Annotated in this window: 17 protein-coding genes; 3 read left to right on the top strand and 14 right to left on the bottom strand. The window is 46.0% G+C overall.

The window, feature by feature from the left end; all coding sequences use genetic code 11:
* Positions 1-131: 131 nt before the first annotated feature.
* From BMW94_RS05070 to BMW94_RS05060, 3 genes are all read right to left on the bottom strand, one after another.
* The gene (locus BMW94_RS05070; RefSeq protein WP_090995269.1) at positions 132-1,196 is read right to left on the bottom strand and encodes a Gfo/Idh/MocA family protein; all 1,065 of its coding nucleotides are present in this window, start codon (positions 1,194-1,196) and stop codon (positions 132-134) included.
* Between the two features lie 157 nt (positions 1,197-1,353).
* Complete coding sequence (locus BMW94_RS05065) at positions 1,354-2,244, bottom strand: AraC family transcriptional regulator (protein ID WP_090995265.1); 891 nt, start codon at positions 2,242-2,244, stop codon at positions 1,354-1,356.
* A gap of 191 nt (positions 2,245-2,435) precedes the next feature.
* Entirely contained in the window at positions 2,436-3,116 is a 681-nt protein-coding gene (locus BMW94_RS05060; protein ID WP_090995263.1) for a TetR/AcrR family transcriptional regulator, read from the bottom strand.
* A gap of 171 nt (positions 3,117-3,287) precedes the next feature.
* Here BMW94_RS05060 and BMW94_RS05055 point away from each other — a divergent pair, with 171 nt between their 5' ends.
* The gene (locus tag BMW94_RS05055; protein WP_090995260.1) at positions 3,288-4,640 is read left to right on the top strand and encodes an MATE family efflux transporter; all 1,353 of its coding nucleotides are present in this window, start codon (positions 3,288-3,290) and stop codon (positions 4,638-4,640) included.
* Between the two features lie 97 nt (positions 4,641-4,737).
* On the opposite strand, the gene BMW94_RS05050 is transcribed toward BMW94_RS05055, so the two are convergent.
* The 4 genes from BMW94_RS05050 to BMW94_RS05035 all read right to left on the bottom strand — a co-directional run bounded on the left by BMW94_RS05050 (position 4,738) and on the right by BMW94_RS05035 (position 8,218).
* Positions 4,738-5,376: a sugar O-acetyltransferase gene (locus BMW94_RS05050; protein ID WP_090995256.1), complete on the bottom strand. Its 639-nt coding sequence runs from the start codon at positions 5,374-5,376 to the stop codon at positions 4,738-4,740.
* Between the two features lie 216 nt (positions 5,377-5,592).
* Positions 5,593-5,814, bottom strand: coding sequence for a DUF896 domain-containing protein (locus tag BMW94_RS05045; protein ID WP_076289250.1), 222 nt, complete (start codon positions 5,812-5,814; stop codon positions 5,593-5,595).
* Positions 5,815-6,036: 222 nt separating this feature from the next.
* Positions 6,037-7,500, bottom strand: coding sequence for a sensor histidine kinase (locus BMW94_RS05040; RefSeq protein ID WP_090995253.1), 1,464 nt, complete (start codon positions 7,498-7,500; stop codon positions 6,037-6,039).
* A gap of 1 nt (position 7,501) precedes the next feature.
* On the bottom strand, positions 7,502-8,218 hold the full coding sequence (locus tag BMW94_RS05035; protein ID WP_090995250.1) for a response regulator transcription factor: 717 nt from the start codon (positions 8,216-8,218) through the stop codon (positions 7,502-7,504).
* A gap of 161 nt (positions 8,219-8,379) precedes the next feature.
* On the opposite strand from BMW94_RS05035, the gene BMW94_RS05030 reads away from it, so the two are divergent.
* Entirely contained in the window at positions 8,380-9,144 is a 765-nt protein-coding gene (locus BMW94_RS05030) for a hypothetical protein (RefSeq protein WP_090995247.1), read from the top strand.
* A 202-nt stretch (positions 9,145-9,346) separates the two neighbouring features.
* Here BMW94_RS05030 and BMW94_RS05025 read toward each other — a convergent pair whose 3' ends face one another.
* The 7 genes from BMW94_RS05025 to BMW94_RS04995 form a co-directional block, all read right to left on the bottom strand.
* Positions 9,347-11,863 (bottom strand): glycoside hydrolase family 38 N-terminal domain-containing protein, encoded by a 2,517-nt coding sequence (locus BMW94_RS05025; protein WP_090995245.1) that lies wholly within the window; start codon positions 11,861-11,863, stop codon positions 9,347-9,349.
* A gap of 24 nt (positions 11,864-11,887) precedes the next feature.
* Complete coding sequence (locus tag BMW94_RS05020) at positions 11,888-12,856, bottom strand: ROK family protein (protein ID WP_090995242.1); 969 nt, start codon at positions 12,854-12,856, stop codon at positions 11,888-11,890.
* Positions 12,853-14,757, bottom strand: a complete 1,905-nt coding sequence (locus BMW94_RS05015) for a class I mannose-6-phosphate isomerase (RefSeq protein ID WP_090995239.1) — start codon at positions 14,755-14,757, stop codon at positions 12,853-12,855. Before BMW94_RS05015 ends, BMW94_RS05020 begins: the two co-directional genes overlap by 4 nt.
* 95 nt (positions 14,758-14,852) lie before the next feature.
* Positions 14,853-15,779, bottom strand: coding sequence for a helix-turn-helix transcriptional regulator (locus BMW94_RS05010; protein ID WP_090995236.1), 927 nt, complete (start codon positions 15,777-15,779; stop codon positions 14,853-14,855).
* Positions 15,780-15,947: 168 nt separating this feature from the next.
* Positions 15,948-16,334: a DUF3888 domain-containing protein gene (locus BMW94_RS05005; RefSeq protein WP_090995233.1), complete on the bottom strand. Its 387-nt coding sequence runs from the start codon at positions 16,332-16,334 to the stop codon at positions 15,948-15,950.
* A 414-nt stretch (positions 16,335-16,748) separates the two neighbouring features.
* Positions 16,749-16,967: a hypothetical protein gene (locus tag BMW94_RS31230; RefSeq protein WP_368086893.1), complete on the bottom strand. Its 219-nt coding sequence runs from the start codon at positions 16,965-16,967 to the stop codon at positions 16,749-16,751.
* Positions 16,968-17,093: 126 nt separating this feature from the next.
* Entirely contained in the window at positions 17,094-17,966 is an 873-nt protein-coding gene (locus BMW94_RS04995; protein ID WP_076289231.1) for a LysR family transcriptional regulator, read from the bottom strand.
* A 111-nt stretch (positions 17,967-18,077) separates the two neighbouring features.
* On the opposite strand from BMW94_RS04995, the gene dapA reads away from it, so the two are divergent.
* Positions 18,078-18,974 carry a 4-hydroxy-tetrahydrodipicolinate synthase gene (dapA, locus tag BMW94_RS04990; protein WP_090995229.1) on the top strand — a complete coding sequence of 299 codons (897 nt, stop codon included), beginning with the start codon at positions 18,078-18,080 and terminating at the stop codon, positions 18,972-18,974.
* Positions 18,975-19,273 lie beyond the last annotated feature (299 nt).

Below are 19,273 nucleotides of genomic sequence, written 5' to 3'. Positions count from 1 at the left end.
GGATTCATCATATAGCGAGCCTTTTGGCCACAATTAAACTTACGGAAATTTAGACAGACAAAAAGCCGTCATTATGACGGCTTACACGATTTAACGCATCTATGGTAGTTACAGCAATAACAGAAAGCGTGTTAAATACTTCTATGGATTACACTTTTGGTCTCTGCTGCCTCAAAAATGGTCTCAATCAGTACAAGTACTCTGTGAACTTCATCATTCTTAATTGCAATTTCAGATTTCCCTTCGAGTACAGAGACGAAATTTTCATAGAAGCTTTGCTCCTCCAAATCCGGCTTTTCAATCGCAAACTTTAGTGTGGACTGTTCGGACGGCGGTGCCATCGTTTTGGTCAATCCCTGCCCCGCTTTGATCGGTTTCGGCTCTATATGAGCAACATCCGGATTTCGAGTGATAATCTCTCCACTTAAATCCCAGTCCCTAATCACTGCTGTACCTTCCGTTCCTTTGAGATACCATCTCGGTAACTTCACATAATTGGTCGTTCCCACTTCAATAAGTGCCGTAAGGCCATCTTTAAATGTTATATAACTCGTAAAGCCATCATCCACTTCGGTTCCCAAAATATAACTTAAATTAGCGGCCACACTTTCAATTTGGCTATCTGTAATCTGCAGCAATTGGTCCAGCAAATGCACGCCCCAATCCAGCAGCATACCTCCACCGTAATCCTTCAGCTGGCGCCAATCGCCAGGAATGCCGTTGGCTCCTTGAACCCGGGATTCCAAATGGAAGAGCTCGCCCAATGTCTTTTTATCGATGATGTCCTTCGCAGTTCTGAAATCTTCATCCCAGCGACGATTTTGATGGACCGTAAACACACGTTTCTCCTCGTTCGCTACCTTGACAATATCATTAAAATCCTTGCTGGTTATTGTAACCGGTTTTTCGCAAATGACATGTTTACCCGCTTGCAGAGCTTGAATGGCTATATCTTTGTGAACATCATTAGGTGTAGCAATCAAAACGATATCCACCAGCTCATCTGTCAGAACAGCATCCAGACTTGCGTATGTTTTATAGCCGGCTTCCTTCCCCAATTCCATCCGATATTCAACCGTATCGTATACCCCGATGACGGAAATCTGTGATACAGGCTCAATTAACTGGCAATGATAACTGCCCATGCCCCCAAAGCCAACAATTGCTATATTATAAATTCGGTTATTCATCTTCATCGTCCTTCCTTTTTGGAATATGCCAATATGATAGAACTCTCAGAGCAAACTTTATGTAAAAAAGATGAGTGGCTGCGACCTTGATGTATGCAAGATGTATAACACCTCAACTTAATTTCATACCCTTATCATACAAGTCTCATAAAAGACTATCTTCCTATTTTCTTGCTGTTTTATTCCCGGATATTGTCATGCGATACTTTAAAGGCGATGTGCCCGTCGCTTCCTTGAAGAAGTGATGAAATGTCTTAACGCTATTGAATCCGGCTTGCTCTGCTATTTCGGTAATCGAATAGTTTTCATTGAGCAAAATCCATTTCGCTTTATTAAGTCGATATTCATTTAGAAAAGTTACAAAGGTCATTCCTGTATTTTTCTTAAAAAACTTAGTGAAATAATAAGGACTGAACCCTATATAGTCGGCAACGTCTTTTAGTATAATTGATTCCTGGTAATGGCTTTCTACATACTCAAAAATTCGTTCCAGCTTTAATAGCATTTCTTTGGTCGGAGTCAGGATATTTTCCGAGATTTGGGGTCGATGTTTCTCACTCCCCCTTGGTACTTCTCTTAGAATAAAAGCCAACATTTCATAAAGTTTAGCCTTGATCATATATGCATAGCCCTCTTTGCGCTCGTAATCTTCTGTGCTTATGTCTTGAAGAAGAGGAAGAAGCTTCGTTACCGTTTCACAAGGCCAGTTCCTGCTAGATTGCTCTATTTGAGTAAAAATGTCACGAAGCGACCGATCATCGTAAATTAGTGTGGATACGTCTTGGAACAGACTCAAGTCAAATTGAATAACAATTCGCTCACTATCAGGGGATGACAAAAAAAAGTGGACGTCACCGCCATTAATGAATTGGACTTCCCCCTGCTTCAGACGGATTACCTTGTCATTCAATCCCAAATCCAGGCTACCCTGGGTAACATAAATAATTTCAATTTCCTTATGCCAGTGAGGATAACAGAGCACATCCCCTTTGTGAACAAAGCTTCGAAATGGGAGTCTTTTGTCAAGTTCCGGGATTTCCAGATATAAACTCATGTACGCTAGCTGTCCTCCTTATATAGGTTGCATTCAATATATATTGTAACCGTTCTCATAAAAAATCCCTGTGCAAATTCCTTCTGTTCATTCGCTATAGATCCTTATAATAATTCAAAAGGATATGTTTATAAATGTTTTTCTTATCAAAAACCGCCCACCCGATGACCGGATGTGCGGTTTTTGACATTCTAATTCTCCTGTTCCTTTATCACTTGCTCAATTCCCGACAAAATCAGCTTTAAGCCAAACTCAAACGATCCTTCGCTCCCCATCATCTCAAACAGCCCGCCCTTGTGCATTCTCCGGAACAGTCCTGCTTCCGTCTCGCTCATGGAGTCCATCAGCTGGATCATCTCCCCGCCGGGAAGCTCTCCCTGGTCCTTAAGCATAACGGAGACCGTGCGCTGATGCTCATAATTATCCAGAACGAAGAAGAAAACATAGTTCACAAGCGTAAGAACGGCTTGCAATTTCTGCTCTTGCTTAAGTGGCGTCGATTCCATGCAGAGCAGCATACGGTTGGTGAAGCGAATCATGTCCGGCTCATGGGGCAGCGTCTGCATCATAAGCTGCGTGGAGCAGGGATAACGGCGGAGTACACTCCGTATCGATATCGCAAGGCCCTCCATTTGCACCTTCCAGTCCCCGTCGGAATGGAATTCGTTCAGGATCATTTTCGATATCTGGTTGGCCAGATGCTGGTAGAGTTGCTGCTTGCTCTTAAAGTACCAGTACAGAGAAGGAGCCTGTATACCCAGCCGATCGGCCAATCGCCTCATACTGAATTTCTCAATGCCTTCATCCCCAAGAAGCTCCCAAGAGGCTTCCAAAATCTTATCCTCCGAAATCTGAGGCTGTTGTTTTTTCATCCGTATCCGCCCTTTTATCTAACAGTGTAAGATTATGCTTTACAGGTTCATAAGTTCATGATAACATCTAACACTGTAAGGTACAAACTAACACCGTTAGATTAGATATTGGAATATCTTTCGAATTCTAAATCATTTCAAAAAATAAATGAAGAAAGTAGTGACTCACACATGGATGCAGAAAACCTCCATTATTTTGAAAAGGCACCGATCGCAAAAGCCGTAGCTCACTTCGCTGTACCGATGATGTTAGGCACGTCGATGAGTGTCATCTACTCTATCCTGAACGCCTATTTCCTTGGTACATTAGGCAATACTGCCATGTTAACCGCACTCGCCCTAACCTTGCCATTATTCGCGGTAATTATGGCGCTCGGCAACTTGATTGGTATGGGTAGCGGTACATTCATCTCCCGTTTGTTAGGAGAAAAAAGATATGAGGACCTAAAACATGTTTCTTCATTCGCCTTTTATAGCAGTTTAGTTCTTGGTCTTATTGTAATGGCCGTCGGCCTCCCGCTGATCAACCCCATTGTTCATAGTCTGGGTGCAACGCCTGAATCCTTTGGATTTACAAAAGACTATGTCACGATTATGCTTATCGGTTCACCATTCGTCATATTATTCTTCACGCTGGAGAATATCGTGCGCTCGGAGGGTGCAGCAATCACATCCATGATCGGTATGATTCTTAGCGTGGTTGTAAATATTATTCTTGATGCGATTGTCATCTTCATCTTCCATTGGGGTGTAATCGGCGTTGCTTCTGCAACGGTCATTTCCAACTTGGTTGCCAGTGTTTTTTACGCATACCATATGGGATATAAAAGCCAATTCTTGACTGTCTCCGTAAAATGGTTCAAGGCTTCCAAGGAAATTATGAGTAATGTGTTCAAAATCGGTGTTCCCGTCTTTATCATGAGTATCTTCTTGGGTGCAATGTCGCTCATTTTGAACCATTTTCTTGTCGAGTATGGAGATCAGGCCGTAGCGGGGTACGGAATTTCATCACGTTTGTTGCAATTTTCTGAGTTTATTCTGATGGGCTTATGCGAGGGAGTTGTGCCGTTGATTGCCTTCTCTTTTACAGCAAATAAATTACGCATGAAGCATACCATTGGATTTACGATCAAAACGATTGTTGCGTTAGCTGTTGTGTTCGGCGTTGTCGTCTATTTGATTTCCGATCACTTAATTGGTTTATTTACGAATGACCCGCAATTAATTGAAATGGGTAGCTACATTCTGCATGTGACGTTCCTATCCTTGTTCATTACAGGAATGACCTCGTTGTTTGTGGGGATCTTCCAAGCAACAGCGCAAGGAACCGCCGCCTTTGTTATGTCAGTTATTCAAGGAATTACGCTGATTCCTGTACTCTATATCGCCAACCGGCTTAACGGCTTCCACGGGGTTGTATGGTCACTTGTCATTGCGGATGTCGTCGCGTTCCTTGTTGGAGCTATCATGCTGTATATTCTGCGCAACAAATTGCAGCCAGATTTAGAGAATCTAGTGCACTAGAAAACAGTTAATAAGCTTTCCACCTAATCAACGAAATACTAATCAAGATAAGAAAACCGTTCCTCTTGTCTAGGAACGGTTTCTTTTTTATGTGTTTTTATTCAATTACGCTGCAATCAGCCAGGACTTCCGGTTTATAACGCATGCTGTCCGATTCTGTAATGGGACGAATGACTCTGCAGGGTACACCCGCTGCAAAAGAGCCCTCAGGGATATCTTGGGTCACTACGCTTCCTGCACCAATGACACATCCGTCGCCGATGGTAACACCGCCGCATACGGTGACGTTAGCCGAAATCCAAACATCATTTCCGATGGTGACAGGTTTAGCATAACAGAGCGACTTGGGTTCCCCGTTTTGGTCGAGCATTTGTCGACGTTCTGAAGCAATGAAAGGGTGAACCGGTGTAACAATAGTCACATTAGGTCCAAAGCTGACGTGATCACCAATGGTAACCTTAGCATCATCCTGGACGGTCAGATTGTAGTTCGCAAAAAAATGGTTGCCGATTTCTGTGTGAACGCCATAATGAAAGAAAATGGGGCCTTGTATAAAACAACGCTCTCCTTTTCGACCCAGAATCTGCATGAGTAATGCTTCACGTTCCTCCGTTTGATCCTCAAAAGTACGACTGTATTGACTACTAAGATTGTGAGAGCGCAGCTTAGTCGACTTAAGGTCAGGATGGCCGGGGCTAAATAAGATCCCATCAAAAATTCGTTCTTCTTCAGTCATGTTATCAACTCCTGTTATAGATCCTTCGATACTTGAATCAATCAAACAGCTAAGATTAATAATAAAACACACTTTATACAATATCTTTATAATGATTATTTACAAAGTGCATAAAAAGCATCCTACGAAATCAACTACAAAGCAAGTGTATTTATCTACACCATTTCTGTCAATGAATACTCGGAGGCTTTTCGTTCTTCTAACTAGCTTATTTCCCTACAAACTGATTCCCTTTTCGTTTCGTACTTTGTCCGGTGTTACATCATTTCCATCTGGATCAAGTATGGTAAGCACTGAAAAAGTGTTTAGAACTTGCCCACGAATTTCCCGCAAATAGTCTTCTCGTAATACTTGTTGTTCAACTCGTTCCGCATTGGTCAAACCTTCTTCACGCTCTTTTTTCGCCAATTCATTAATGCGACCTAAATGTTTAATCATCCTTTTCCTCTCCTTCTTTACAATGATTCTTACTGGTAGTCTAGCACCGAAATGCATACATTGCACCTATTTATTAAATAACGCTGGTAAAAGTGGCTGACATTCTCAAACTCCGCTTAAGCGGAGTATTTATAATGGAGACACGAACCCCTTAAACATTCCCCAGTTCTCTCACTTCGAGTTTTGGTGCAACCTTAGGAAGATATAGTTGCCGTCTTTTCCTCAGACACGTTGTGCCGCAGTGAAGCCGAACGAGATTACAGCTCCTCCCTCCTTACGGTTGGTGGCCTGAATCAGCCCGCCACAGCGTTCCACAATGGCCCGGGCAATCGCCAGACCCAGTCCGGACTCACCGTCTTTTCCTTTGACAAAACGGTGGAATAAGGTGGGCAGCAGCTCCTGCGGAAAGCCGGGACCGTCATCCGTGACGGATAGCGTGATCTTACCTTTTTCCAAGTTCGCAGTGATGTGAATTTCTTCTTTGGCGTACCTTGCAGCATTCGTCACGACGTTGAGCAGTGCCTGCAGCAGTTTATCCTGGTCAGCCATGACGAACAGCTCCTTATTCTCCGGGCAGGCGATATGGAGTGTAAGTCCTTTCTTTACAAGCAGCGGATTGACACGTTCGGACGTTTCCGTCAACAATTCATTAAGACTGACCTTAGAAGGTTTGAAGATATCCTCTTCACTATCCAGCTTCGCAAGCAGCGTCATTTCGGTAACAATTTTTCCTAATCTGCAACTCTCTCCCAGAATCACGTCCAGCCCTTTACGAACGTTCTCACCTTCAAAGATTCCATCTCGAATGCCCTCCGCATAACCTGCAATGGACATCAGAGGCGTCTTCAGCTCATGGGATGCATTCTGGAAAAACTGCGTCTGCACCTCATTGAACCTGTTCAGTTCACCTGCCATCTCATATACCGCCTGTGCGACAGCTCCAATCTCGCCGCCAGCCTTGACCAGCTGCACATCCGTGAAATGACGTTGTTTGACCTTCTTAAGTTCCTGCTTCAGATTCATCAAGGGCTGAATCAGCCTTTTCGTAATAAACAAACTGAGCAGGAACATCATGGCTCCAACGATACAGATCACCAGGATGAGACGACCCAGTAACGCCTGTTCGATTGCTTTAATCTTGCTCATAGGAGTCAACAGAGTCAGGGTTCCTTGGGGGATGGGACTGACATCCATCACATAACGCCCATCCGTTCCCTTCCACAGGTCCTTGATGCTGGATGAAGTGACCGCTGTGTATTTCGACAAGTTTGCTGGTACGGCTTCAGTCAATGTGTTACTGCTCGCCATTCCGGTTGTACCACTCACAGACAAAGTCCCTGACAGCACATTTCCGTTAAAATCAGTGACAAAGGCTTCAACATCCGCAGGAATGAGTGTTGAGGGAGCACTCGTAGCCTCTCCCGTAACCAACTGGACGGACTGCATACCCGTAATATTCAAATTAGGCATCGTGACAGCAGTTCCAGTCGTAAGTACAGGACTCATTGTGAGATCCCCCGTTTTCGTTATAGAAGCAGACATCGCCGCACTTAACGTCTTGAGATCATTCTTCTCTGTTCCAATGAAATGATCCAGCAGCACATAATGAAGTAAAACGGCCGTGACGGAGAGGATCAGAACCAGTGACAATCCAAACGCAAGGTTAATTTGATGAACAAGTTTCATATTAAACTTCACTCCGATCTGTACGCATGCGATACCCGTGTCCCCACACCGACTCGATGGGAAGTTCCTCCATCTTTTTGCGAATCCGCTTAATCAAATGATCCACTGCACGGTCACTGCCAAAATAATCTTCTCCCCAGACAAAACTGAGCAGCTCGTCCCTCGTAAACGCACGATTCGGATGTTCAGCCAGTACCTTGAGCATGGTGAACTCTTTGCTGGTCAGGTCCACTTCTTCCCCTCGCCAGATGGCCTGCCTCTCTTCCAACATTAATTGAAGCTCTCCGGTATCGATTCGTGGCGCCGCAGCTTCGCTTACAACAGCTCTTTCTTCCGCACCGGTAAGTCTAATCCAACGTTCCAGCTGCCGCTTGATGCGGGCTACCAGCTCACGGGGGCTGAAAGGCTTCACTAGATAATCGTCACTACCCAGCTCAAGGCCAAGTATTTTGTCCACCTCATTATCCTTCGCCGAGATCATAATAATGGGAACCTCTCCTTCATTCCGGATGCGTTTGCATAATTCATAGCCATCCATCCCGGGCAGCATAATGTCCATCACCCACATGCTCGGCGGACTTATTCTATATAAAGACCAGGCATCCTCCGCATTAGCAAGGCCTATCGTTCGATAGTTCTCTTTGTGCAAATAAGCTTGAATCAATGTGCGTATATTTTCGTCATCATCTACAACTGCGATGAGGTAATCGTTATTCATGAACGGGGCCTCCTGTACTTTTCTCTATAGTGAGTATACCAAAGGTATATATAAGGAAAGAGCTTTGCCATTGTTTTTCCACAATTACACCAATATTGTGCCACACTCCTTCGGTAAATTGATAACTGTAAGACAAACCAAACCATAAGGAGTGTTACCAAATGAACTACAGTTTCAAATTCAGAAATATTGCCCTGTCCGCCCTGCTGCTCACTGCGATCTCCGCACCGATTGTCGCGAATGCCGACAGCGACGCTAACGCAAATGCTGTTACAAACGGAACAGCTACCTTGAAAGAAGCAAAATCCGCTTTTGCAGCCTTTACATTGGCTAATCCAGTGGAGCTGGCCAAAAAGTACGCGCCAGAAACAGTAAGCGAATGGGAAAAAACGCTGGCTCGTTACAATAAACTGCTTTCACAAAACTCTACATCCCAAGTAATGACCACCTTGGTTGCTGTTGACGTAGACTCTGACGAATGGAAGAAAGTTTCCGAAAACGCCAAACCAGGTGAGATCAAAGAAATGCAAGCCTTGAAGGTAGAGGAAGGCAAACTTACCTCAGTTGAGGGAGTAAAAGCCGAAAAATTACCTGATTCCGAAAATCTGAACACCTTGTCTTTCTCCATTACCACAAACAGTTCGGATCTGAAAGGATTCGTTGAGAACGCAGAATCTGGAGTGGCAATTGCCCTCAGTCCACTGAATCTTGACGAAAAAACAACAGGAACAACAAGCGCGGTTATAGCGAATGCTGAAAGTCTTCAATTTAGCGGTACTACAGCTGCCAGTGCATTCTTCTCAGCACAAAGTAATTTGAATAAGGCCGTAACAGCTAAAGATGAAGCTGCAATCAAGACTTCCCTTGCCGACCTTCTGAAGCAATACAAAGCGCAAATTACTGAGCTAGAGGCAGCTCAAGAGTAGGCTTAAATACATTTCAGCTTTAAGAACATCATTAAGCAAAAATACCAAATTTACACAAACTAAAAGACCGAACGCCAACAACCAGCAGGCCTCCATGTGGAAGCCTGCTGGTTGTTATTTTATCGACCATAAGTTTATATCTGTTATGTGTTATCTACTGCCTGCCCTGATCTTAAATGAGTCAGGGCTTTTTCCATTCGGTTTATTTTTCATTAACTCGGGTAACCACAAATGGCTCGTTCAACGCATGCAGAGCTGCGGCCATATCTTCAACCGAAAGGCTGCCGCCAGCCGAAATATGATATTGAAACTCATAGAAACCGCCTAAGGTCGCTTTGAAATTCGTTTCCCAATAATTCGTCATCAGCCAGGCATAAGCTTCCGGTTGAGCGTCAGGCGCTTGCTGCGTGTGGACCTTTCTGGTCCCGTAATCCAGCGTTCCCCATTGTACGAGAGGTGTGTCCGGGACAGCAAGCAGCAGACTGCGGTCATGATCCTGCCAGGCAATGCCCGACTGTACAGCGGAATAGTCCAGGCAAGTTCCCGGAATCTGATCCTTCCAGGGGCGAACGAGCCCTCCTGGCTTGTCGGCAAACAGGGTAACTGGCCCAGTGCCTCCTGGGTTGAACGGCAGGGCCAGATAAACGTTCTCCGGATTCCAAATGCTCTCTTTATGGAACCGCGCCGAAATATCCATCCGGTTTTGACGGGTATAGATCCGCAAGTGTAGTGAAAAATAGGCGATACCCTTGAGCTGATAACCAAGCTCAACGGTAGCATACAGCGGTCCATTATCCACCGCGCGCACAGAGATGAGCTGACCAACCGAACGCTCCACGTTCAAGCCTTTACGGTTGCGTCCCATTTTGGAACGGACGCTCCATACCTGAGATGCATCTGCAGGGTTCGCTGGATTTGTCACCTCATAGATGGGTGTAAACGCCCCATACAGATCATCTGCTTTCAGCAGTTCGCGGCCTGTCTCCTTATCGAACCACGACACGATGCCGCGCTCTTTCGACCAAGTCAAGCGTACATAAGGTGACTCCAGCCCCGTTTGGCAAACGGAGATCGGCGCTTGCTGTCTGCCTGCCGTTAAGGAATACATATCCTCCATATCGTACACCTGGTCAGCACCGATCAGCTTCGAATTGGAGGTTGACGTTAAGGAAGAAAGACTATTCTGCGCTGCCAGTATTGGGCGCAGGATCAATATGCAGCTCTCCATGCCTTGGAGCTTAAGTTCCGCAATAATCGTCTGTGGGTGGCTTGATTGCTGGATCAGAACCTGTCCCGTATCCTCCCGGATTACTTCTACTCCGTTCAATAGCTCATCCGGTTCCCATCCTTCAAGCTTCAACTGAACCAACTCGGTTACCTCCCGCTCCGAGAGATTCGTTACCTTGAAGCGATAAGAACGCCCCGGGTACAAGGTGGCGGCATTATCGGCAAGTAGCACCTGATCTAGCGCGCGGTAAACAAGCCTGCTTGCCTCTGCAGCGTGAGCTGTCTTGCGAACCTCAAGCATCTGCACATTTTTGTGCCACGGTTCATAAACAGAGGAGTGATACCCCCAAGTGTGTTCGGCATAAAGAGTAAGCGCCTGCTCTACAGCCTCGATTTCCTGGAGACTAACACTTTTCTGTCCAGGGTCGAGCTTTTCCACCTTGCGAAGTGTCCGCTGTGCGTCACGGTAAATCTGAGTGTGCATCGGTGTGGAGCTTACACCATCCGACCACCAGTCTGGCCAATCCCCTTTATGCACAGGCAGACCATCCGTCCCTTCCTCCTTCAAGCGTGCAAAAAAGCCACTCAACGTAATCATCTCCACGGAAATCGCCTCGCCGTTTTGACGGTTCCATCCATCGATCCATTCCATGATTGAGCTATTGGGCGATCCGTTGTCTGTGGGCAATCCAGACAGCATCATCGGCACGAAATCGTATGGATACTGCTCCGCCTCAAGCTGGGCCAAGTACCGGTGGATGCGAATATTGGCGATTTGATTATGAATGTTCGCCGGTTCCACAAGTCTGTGGCCGAATTCATCACGAATCATGTATTTGCCAAGCGCACCAGGACAGAAACCAAGCTCGTTGCCAAGCATGTAGTGGTCTCCATTCCAGACCAGCAGGCGTTCCCCACTTGGAGCTTCCCACCAGAAAGGGGACTGCTTGCGGCCCAGCGCATACATGCCGTGATGAGTATGTATACAGCTGAATAAATGTCCGATTCCGTTATTCAGCAGGCTATCGGCATATCCCCAGCTGTAGCCATTGATATCCGCCGTCATCGCACTGTCTATTGGGTGACCGATAGATCCGGCATATGTCTGAGCTTTACTGTGTATTTTTTTCAGCAACTGTAGGTCGGGCAGCTCGGTCATATTCAAATACGTGCCGGAGAGCTCGATATCGCCGCGCCGCACGGCATCGGCAAATGCAACTTTTTCCTCGTCTCGAGCCTGCTTCAGGAATTGCTCCACAGCCCAGAAGGTCTCGCAGGTCCAACGGAACCCTTTCCACTCGGGGTTTACACCGTTATGAGCATCATTAACAATACGCAGCGCCTGACGGATAAAATCGATATGATATTGTTCAATCTTCTCCTGCCGGTCGGTATAACCAATGTCAGTATGGGAATGGTGAATGACGTATATTTTCCATTTCCGTTTAAGCGTCGGGATGGCTGCCTGTTTGATTTGTTGTTCGAGTGTCATCTTTTTTTCTCCTTTATTGGTGGATTAGGTACCTTTTACGAGCTGGAAAATCCCTTGGAACACATGCTCCTGCATTTGTTTCTCATTATGCTGAGCAATCCTCTCGGGCAAGAGCGCTTCCGAAAGTGCTCTGCCAAACAGATCATGGGTTTCGGCAATTTGTCCGCCCAGGATCAGACGAGCGGGGCGAAACTCTGCCACGTATGGACGCAGCATTTCCCCAAGCCGCTGACCGTAAAGCTGCCATACACGGATGGCGGAGGAATTTCTCTGTCTGGCCGCTATGGCCAGATGGTACACGTCCTCTCCCTGGCTTCGAGCATCATGGCTATCTGCCAAGGCCAAAATGCCTCGGCTTCCGAACAGATCATCCACGGTTCCTCCGTTGTAGTGCTCGGCATACAACATGCCTGAGTCGGGAATTCCCCATTTTCCGCTGACAATGGACCGGTTCTCAACAAAAGCGGAGCCAAGGCCCGTTCCCAATGTAAGGCAAAGCAATCTGTCCTGTGGAAAAAGCCTGCTGACCCCCAGAGCGAACAGAGTAGCATCATTGCCAAAACGAATATCTGCGGTGGCAAGCTGGGTCATCCATGTAGGAGCAGTGGGCTCCGCTGCAAGCGCCGTTAATTCACACCGCAGCAGTGTTTTTAGATTGAATTCATAAAGCTGCTCGTATTTATTCAATCCCTGGATACGGGAAACCCCTGTGTCGTATTCAAATGGTCCGGGGAAAGCAAAGCCGATGTGAAAATTGGCAAAAGTGGCCCGGGTCCCTTTATCGGTACATAGCCTCTCCATGTAGGCGACGTATGCAGCGGCAAGCTCTTGGATCACGCCAGCCAGATTGGAGGCGATTTGATACGCGCTACTGTCAGAGTGCGATGACCTTTTGACATAAAGTTGTGGTAGAAGATTCCCGTCACTCAGTACAACGGCACCCTTCAAAAAGGTCCCCCCGGCATCAATGGCAATCGTGACGTCAGGGTTCATAAAGGTTCACCAGATTTCCAGTGATGCGGAAGCAGAGGCGTGTTCCAGTCTGGGGAAACCTGTGCCCGGATCAGAGTGCACGATCGGTCACCCAGAGACTCCAGACGGAAACCTCCGACGGAGGCAGGAACGATATACGCTTCGGCGTACCCCCACTCCACAGCCGCTGTCTTATCATCCAGCGGAGTCAGCCGCACACGGTCACCTTCTACGAGGTTAAACATAACAAACTCGCCAGCCGTATCGTCGATCCACTCTCCTTCCAGTTTTAATCTTTTGATCTGAAAAAGCAGATCCTCCCGTTCGCCTAGCAGCTCTTCCCTGCTGTCTCCCTGTACCCGGCTTTCCTTTGGAACCGCTATCAACTGCTTCTGAACGTATTCCGTGTCAAACTGTTCCTGCATGTTGGCTCTGGCATGATCGCCGTTGATCGGACGCGGCCGCCCGTCTCTGTCTAGCCGCAAATGGTCGTATATTTTGAAGGTAAACCACCAGGTTGTCGAAGAGATCTCCAGCACCAGATTGTTTTTGCCCGAAAAATGTACGGCTCCCGGCGGGATCAGAAACAGGTCACCCTTATTCGCATCCCAAATATTCACATATTCTGGGATCTTCAGCGGTTGTCCCAAGGTGTGGGCCGATTCAACCGCCTGAAGCAGCTCCTCCCCGGTTGTACCCTCTCTGAAACCCAGTCCCACAAAAGGTTTGGTGCCTTCCTTCTGTTCCATAATGTAATAGGATTCCTGCTGCGTCATCGTTTCGTTGAAGGTCTGCTCGATGTATGCCTGCTGGGGGTGGACCTGCAAAGACAGATGATCCCCGTCGATCGTATCGAGATAATCAAACCGGATCGGAAAATAGTCGCCAAACAGTTGCACATTGCGCTCGCCCATAATTGCTTCTGGATGAGCCGACAGTAGCAGCGGGAAAGGAAGCTCCACTATAAAATCCCGATAACCGATTAATAGCGTGTTCTCCGGTGCGATAGGTTCAAACCCCCATGCGCAGTTATTCCAATCCTTAGGCAGGTCACATAGTTCTTTTAAATACTGTCCGCCCCAAATCCCCGGTGCAAAAAACGGCTTTACTCGAAAAGGCTGCTGGGCTGCTGAAGCCAAAAGTCGGCGCAGCATAGGGACGGTGACCAAAACGGGTCGTTCCCGGTTGTTCGTATCCACATAGTAGTCAAAGTCATACAAGTGGCGTTTGCGATATTCCTCCCAGACGGGCCATTCCAGAAACAAGGCATGCTTATAGGTTTCGACCGTATCCCGGCAAGGGCCTAACCCCAAAGAACCCATCCCCTGCTGATGCAGTTTCTGCTGTGCTTCTCTGGATAAGTCGCAATACAGAGAAACGTTCGTTAAACCTGATGCTGTAGAAAGGAAACCAGATCCAGGCCCAAAGGTCACAATGATGGGGGCTAACTGATCTACGTTCGGCGACTGGGCCTCTGCATGCTTAGCGGAATGATAAAGCCGAAGTTGATCATCTACATCACTGAGCCAGACCGACTGTGCATGCGGCCGGAAATAATCCTTAACGCTGACGTCCGAGGCTACAACGCCAAAAGCACGGTTATCCGTCAGATAAGGGTGAAAATGCTGAAGCAAATCTGCAGTAGACTTTAAATAATCAACGCTGTCTATTTCAATTAAAACCCTGCTCTCTAGGTGGCAGCGCGACCGCAGTATTGCCAGACATTCGTTGAATGCGGCACCATGTGTACCGTCAATGACCATATAAAAAGGAAGCAAATCATTCTGTACACATTCAGGCCAAATTTGATCAAGCCATTCTTCATACGCATTCCAGATCCCCGGTTCTGTCTCTTGGTCGGGCTGAAGCTGAATGAAATTGACTGGGTTGGTTTGAAAGGCCAAAGGGGCTATTCGGGGCATGTTTAAAACCTCCAACTCTATATCGATTTATGTTCATCATTGTATAGGGAGTTGGAGGTGCTGTCTTTAAACGATCAAGCTGTGTTTTTGTACAATCAGGACATTCGGGGTGGGTAATGCATTTTGCCAGAGCGGCCTTCGGCAAACTGATTGCGTCGGAATTTGGCCGGGGAAACACCAAGCTCGCGGGTGAATATCCGGGTAAAATAGTGCACGGATTGGAACCCGCACTTGATGGCGATATCTTTAATTGGTGTCTGTTCATTTAATAAGAGCCCAGCGGCTTGCTGCACACGTCGTTCCTGAATGTAGTGGACGAAGGACTGCCCCAGATTTTCCTGAAACAACCGGGTCAGGTGACGGGATGAAATGTGGAGGTGCCTTGACACCGTCAAAAGTGTAAGCTCATTGATCAAATTATCATCAATGTATCGTTTGGCCTGCCGGAACAACGTATTTTGTTCCATGGGCTGCTCTCCCGTATCGGCCGAGTCTGTTCGAGTCGGAACGTGCAAATCTGCTATCGATAACAGCAGAGAAGCGGATATTTGCTTTACAGCAAGTGGAAGAGTTGCCCCAGGCTGGTCGAAAGAAGTAATGAGCGCTTGCCATAAATGGCCAGTTGGCGTAAGGTCCGCTTGCTGGGCTACGCTTTGTCCAAGATCCGCAAGACGACGGAAGAATTCAGTATAATAAACATCTGTGTGGGCTTCATCCATTTCGAAAGCCACATAAGAAAGTGTCAGTCCAGTCTGACTGCGAATTTGATGCCATACGCCTGGAAGAGATAGAAACGCTGTTCCTTTATTTAAAACATAATGCTGGTTTTGTTCTATGTAGCTTCCTTCACCGTCTACCACATAACAAGCCTCAAAAAAGGAATGCCGATGGAAGGCATTGTCGAAATGATCGGGCATGAATCCCCAATACAAAATGGACAATGAAAGCCCTGTTTGCTCCACTTTTGTAATATAACGATTGCATAGGTGATTGGCCCGGCGGAAGCTGGCTTCCATGGTCATGGCGTTCCTCTCCCTTCAAGCTCTCATTATACGTTTGCATCACAAAAAGGCAAACCGGAAGTCGGTCTGCATTTTCTGGCATCAAAAAGTCCGATTGCGCTCAGCCATGATCAGAACATATGCTCTTCTTTTCCAACAATCTCAGATAAATTAGTCTTACAATTAAAGTTAGTCGTTCCTATGGATATATTGAATCAGCTTAACTTTACCAGTATCGATGTCGAATGTAATAAGCTCCTTCGCATTTGGAGGATTGTGTGGACCATAATAAGTGCTTACTTCTACAACTACCCGAAAGACATAAGACCCAGGCGATTTCCTTTGTAGTTCCAGAACCTTCATATCATACAAACCATAACTTGGCTGCGGCTTTTGAATTTTTTGATAATACTGAGTAATCGCCACCTGTATGGACGGATTGAGTAACGTTAAAGATAAAGGTTTAAACTCCTCTTCATTCACTGGGTTAGGCTCTGCGTAGGCTAGACCGCTTAGATTTAGCATTAGAATACAAAAAACAATACAACTAACAAAGATGTTCAATACTTTCCTCATTTGTTCTGCTCCTTAGCGAGATTTTACCCTTACCTATCAAGTTTCCCAATAGTTGATTTTTTTAACGTAAGTCAACGACAAGTCGCTTGGGAAAAAGTTGCACAACCTGTAGATAAGAATATGATCCATGACATTTCCGAATGGATTCATTCTGTTTAAGAAAAAGCCATCAATAATCAGTAACTGACTGATTTCTTCAAAACTTCAATACTTTCCTGAAGGAATGATTGATTTCTTTCAACTCCTCTGTTTTTACACCAAACAATGGCACTAAAAGCATCATAGAAATTATAAAATGGCAATACGCTTTCGAGATTTAACATGGTCCGAATGGTTTGATAACCTTCGAAATACGGTGATTTCGTTCTCGGGTTCACTTCCCAAATATATCTATTGATTTTAGTAAAGTCTATTTCAGAGGAGCCACCCCGTGCACTCTCGAACGTCCTTCAATACTTCAAGCATCTGAAATTCGCGAAACAGCTTATCCTTGTTAAATAAAATCTTCACATATACGTCTTCTCCACGAACAAGAGTAAGTTTATATACATCCGAACTAAATGATTCCGGAACATTTTCAATATTCAAGACACTCAACTTCAGCTTTTCTATAACGTTTAGAATGGAACTCATGTGGCACCTCCTTTATTTGCGTTCTAATATAAATCAGCGAGCCCGTTTGATGTGGCTCGCTGATTTTATGGGCTCTTATATTAACATATTTATCCTGGAGTTGGCTAATGAGATAACTGCAACTTTTTACTTTTTCAAGCTTTCCATAAAATCGTGCAGTGCGTTGGATACCCACTTCTTCGGATGAAGGACGAGCTGTATTTCGAGTTGGAGCTCTGCATGTTCAAGGGGTAAGGCTTTCAACTCTCCCCGCTCGATTTCTTCCATTACAGCCATTTGCGGCAAAATCGAAATGCCCTCCCCTGACTTAATGCTTCTTTTGATCGCTTCCGGATTGCCAAGTTCCAGACCGATCCGATAAGGGATTGAATTTGCGCGAAGCACTCTCTCAAGCAGCTGCCTGTAATTGCAGGTATCTTCAGGCATGATCCATTCCATATCCTTTAGATCCTTCAATTCAATCTGCGTTTTGGCGATCAGCGGATGCTGTGGATGGACGATCAGCAAAAGCGGTTCTTGGCGAATGGTAATCCACTGCAAAGCCGGATCGCTCGAATCATCTGCGAGAATAAGTCCGATATCGGCTTCACCTTCCCTGACCTGATGCAAAATTAACCCCTCACGGTTCGTATGCAGTCGTATGTTCAGATCCGGGTATTCCTTACGGGTGGCTTGCATATATGGAGGTAAAAAGTAAGAAGCGATAGAGTCCATCGTACCGATCGTTAAGGAGCCACCACCCTGCTTCGCCATTTTTTCCTTGGACTGTTCAAACAATTCCAACATCTGTCCGGCAAGCTTGAATAGCTCTTCCCCGGCAGAAGTCAGACGAATCTTGTTATTGCTGTAGCGTTCAAACAGTTTGACTTGATATGCTTTTTCCAGCTTCTGAATTTGCGTAGTAACACTGGATTGTGCATAACCCAGCACCTCTGCGGCTCTGGTGAAGCTCTCACGAATTGCGACCTCTCTGAACGTCTGAAGATAGATTAAATCCAACTTGCTCACCTCATCGAAAATATTGATGACAACTATCATTTGTTATAGGTAACTGTGATGCTGATTCCTATGTTACATTAGTTTCAATATAACGGGAAGAGGTAGTTGATAATGATGAATGAACAACATGTTCAAGGAATTTATATACCGGTAATTGCCCCTTTTTCGGATGATAACAAACTCGACATTGAATCGTATCGCAAATATGTTACCCATCTTGCCAAACACGACATTCAGGGATTGGTCGTAAACGGCACGACCGGAGAATCTCCGACTGTTTCCTGGGATGAAGTAAAGCAGATGGTGGAAGTAACGAAAGAGATTTTGATCAGTCTGAACAAAACCATCCCCCTCGTTGTGGGAACAGGAACCAATGATACCTATTCGACGGTTCATCGGACCGAAATGGCCGCTGAATTGGGAGCAGATGCTGCTCTGGTGGTCACTCCTTATTACAACAGACCGACGCAAGAAGGAATTCTAGAGCATTTCTCCAACGCGTCCCGGACAGGATTGCCAATCCTAGTTTATGAGATTCCGGCTCGAACCGGTAGTCGCATGACCTTGGATACGATGAGAAAAGTCATGGATCTGGACGGGGTTATTGGCCTGAAGGACAGCACTGGCGGTTTGGATCTATTGCTGGCGCTAACCCAATATGAGACGAAGCCTGTACTTTGCGGCGAGGATGCGTATTTCCATGCGATGCTGTGTCAAGGTGCCGCAGGCGGAATGGTGGCCTCTGCCAATATTCATACCCAACGGTATGTGGACGTGTATCAACGCTTTGTATCTGGTGACGTGAATGCATCAAGAGACAGCTTTAAGCAACTGCAACCGCTGATTAGTGACGTGTTCGCAGAGCCTGCTCCAGCCTCGATCAAATGGTGGCTGGCTCAGCAACAGCTGATTGCTTCTGCAAAACTGCGTCTGCCGCTGACTGCCGCATCGGAAAAAGCAAAACAAAGGTTGGCGAATACACTCGCAGAGATGGTCGTACCTTCTTAAACTTGCTACAATTTATGAGTACATCCAATCTGATGATTTGAGACATCATGGATTGGAAATCAAAAAGAACCAGTATTGGTATTATCCCCTTTAAGTAGACACTTAAAAAAACCTTCATGTATCATGAGGGTTCAAGTGAAACTTGGAGGGGATATTTTTATGGCGAAAAAAGGGCAAACATTTCAGACGTATACGGAAGAATTCAAATTGAATGCAGTTAGATCCTATGTCGAAGGTTCTTCAAGTTACAAAGTAGTCGCTGAACGCGAAGGAATTCGCAACTGTTCACAACTGAAGGT

This window comes from Paenibacillus sp. OK003 (assembly GCF_900109515.1).
In the GTDB taxonomy this organism is placed as follows: Bacteria; Bacillota; Bacilli; order Paenibacillales; family Paenibacillaceae; genus Paenibacillus; species Paenibacillus marchantiae.
The sequence above is the reverse complement of the archived record's forward strand: the minus strand, read 5'-3'. Positions and strand labels throughout refer to the sequence as shown.

Excerpts from the sequence above, each read along its gene's own strand:
- BMW94_RS05020 (WP_090995242.1), bottom strand. The coding sequence starts at position 12,856 with ATGAACCCTGACGTCACGATTGCCATTGATGCCGGGGGGACCTTTTTG.
- BMW94_RS05065 (WP_090995265.1), bottom strand. The coding sequence starts at position 2,244 with ATGAGTTTATATCTGGAAATCCCGGAACTTGACAAAAGACTCCCATTT.
- BMW94_RS05055 (WP_090995260.1), top strand. The coding sequence starts at position 3,288 with ATGGATGCAGAAAACCTCCATTATTTTGAAAAGGCACCGATCGCAAAA.
- BMW94_RS05015 (WP_090995239.1), bottom strand. The coding sequence starts at position 14,757 with ATGCCCCGAATAGCCCCTTTGGCCTTTCAAACCAACCCAGTCAATTTC.
- BMW94_RS31230 (WP_368086893.1), bottom strand. The coding sequence starts at position 16,967 with ATGAGTTCCATTCTAAACGTTATAGAAAAGCTGAAGTTGAGTGTCTTG.
- BMW94_RS05040 (WP_090995253.1), bottom strand. The coding sequence starts at position 7,500 with ATGAAACTTGTTCATCAAATTAACCTTGCGTTTGGATTGTCACTGGTT.
- BMW94_RS05010 (WP_090995236.1), bottom strand. The coding sequence starts at position 15,779 with ATGACCATGGAAGCCAGCTTCCGCCGGGCCAATCACCTATGCAATCGT.
- BMW94_RS05035 (WP_090995250.1), bottom strand. The coding sequence starts at position 8,218 with ATGAATAACGATTACCTCATCGCAGTTGTAGATGATGACGAAAATATA.
- BMW94_RS05070 (WP_090995269.1), bottom strand. The coding sequence starts at position 1,196 with ATGAAGATGAATAACCGAATTTATAATATAGCAATTGTTGGCTTTGGG.
- dapA (WP_090995229.1), top strand. The coding sequence starts at position 18,078 with ATGATGAATGAACAACATGTTCAAGGAATTTATATACCGGTAATTGCC.
- BMW94_RS05050 (WP_090995256.1), bottom strand. The coding sequence starts at position 5,376 with ATGACTGAAGAAGAACGAATTTTTGATGGGATCTTATTTAGCCCCGGC.
- BMW94_RS05025 (WP_090995245.1), bottom strand. The coding sequence starts at position 11,863 with ATGACACTCGAACAACAAATCAAACAGGCAGCCATCCCGACGCTTAAA.
- BMW94_RS05030 (WP_090995247.1), top strand. The coding sequence starts at position 8,380 with ATGAACTACAGTTTCAAATTCAGAAATATTGCCCTGTCCGCCCTGCTG.
- BMW94_RS05060 (WP_090995263.1), bottom strand. The coding sequence starts at position 3,116 with ATGAAAAAACAACAGCCTCAGATTTCGGAGGATAAGATTTTGGAAGCC.
- BMW94_RS05045 (WP_076289250.1), bottom strand. The coding sequence starts at position 5,814 with ATGATTAAACATTTAGGTCGCATTAATGAATTGGCGAAAAAAGAGCGT.
- BMW94_RS05005 (WP_090995233.1), bottom strand. The coding sequence starts at position 16,334 with ATGAGGAAAGTATTGAACATCTTTGTTAGTTGTATTGTTTTTTGTATT.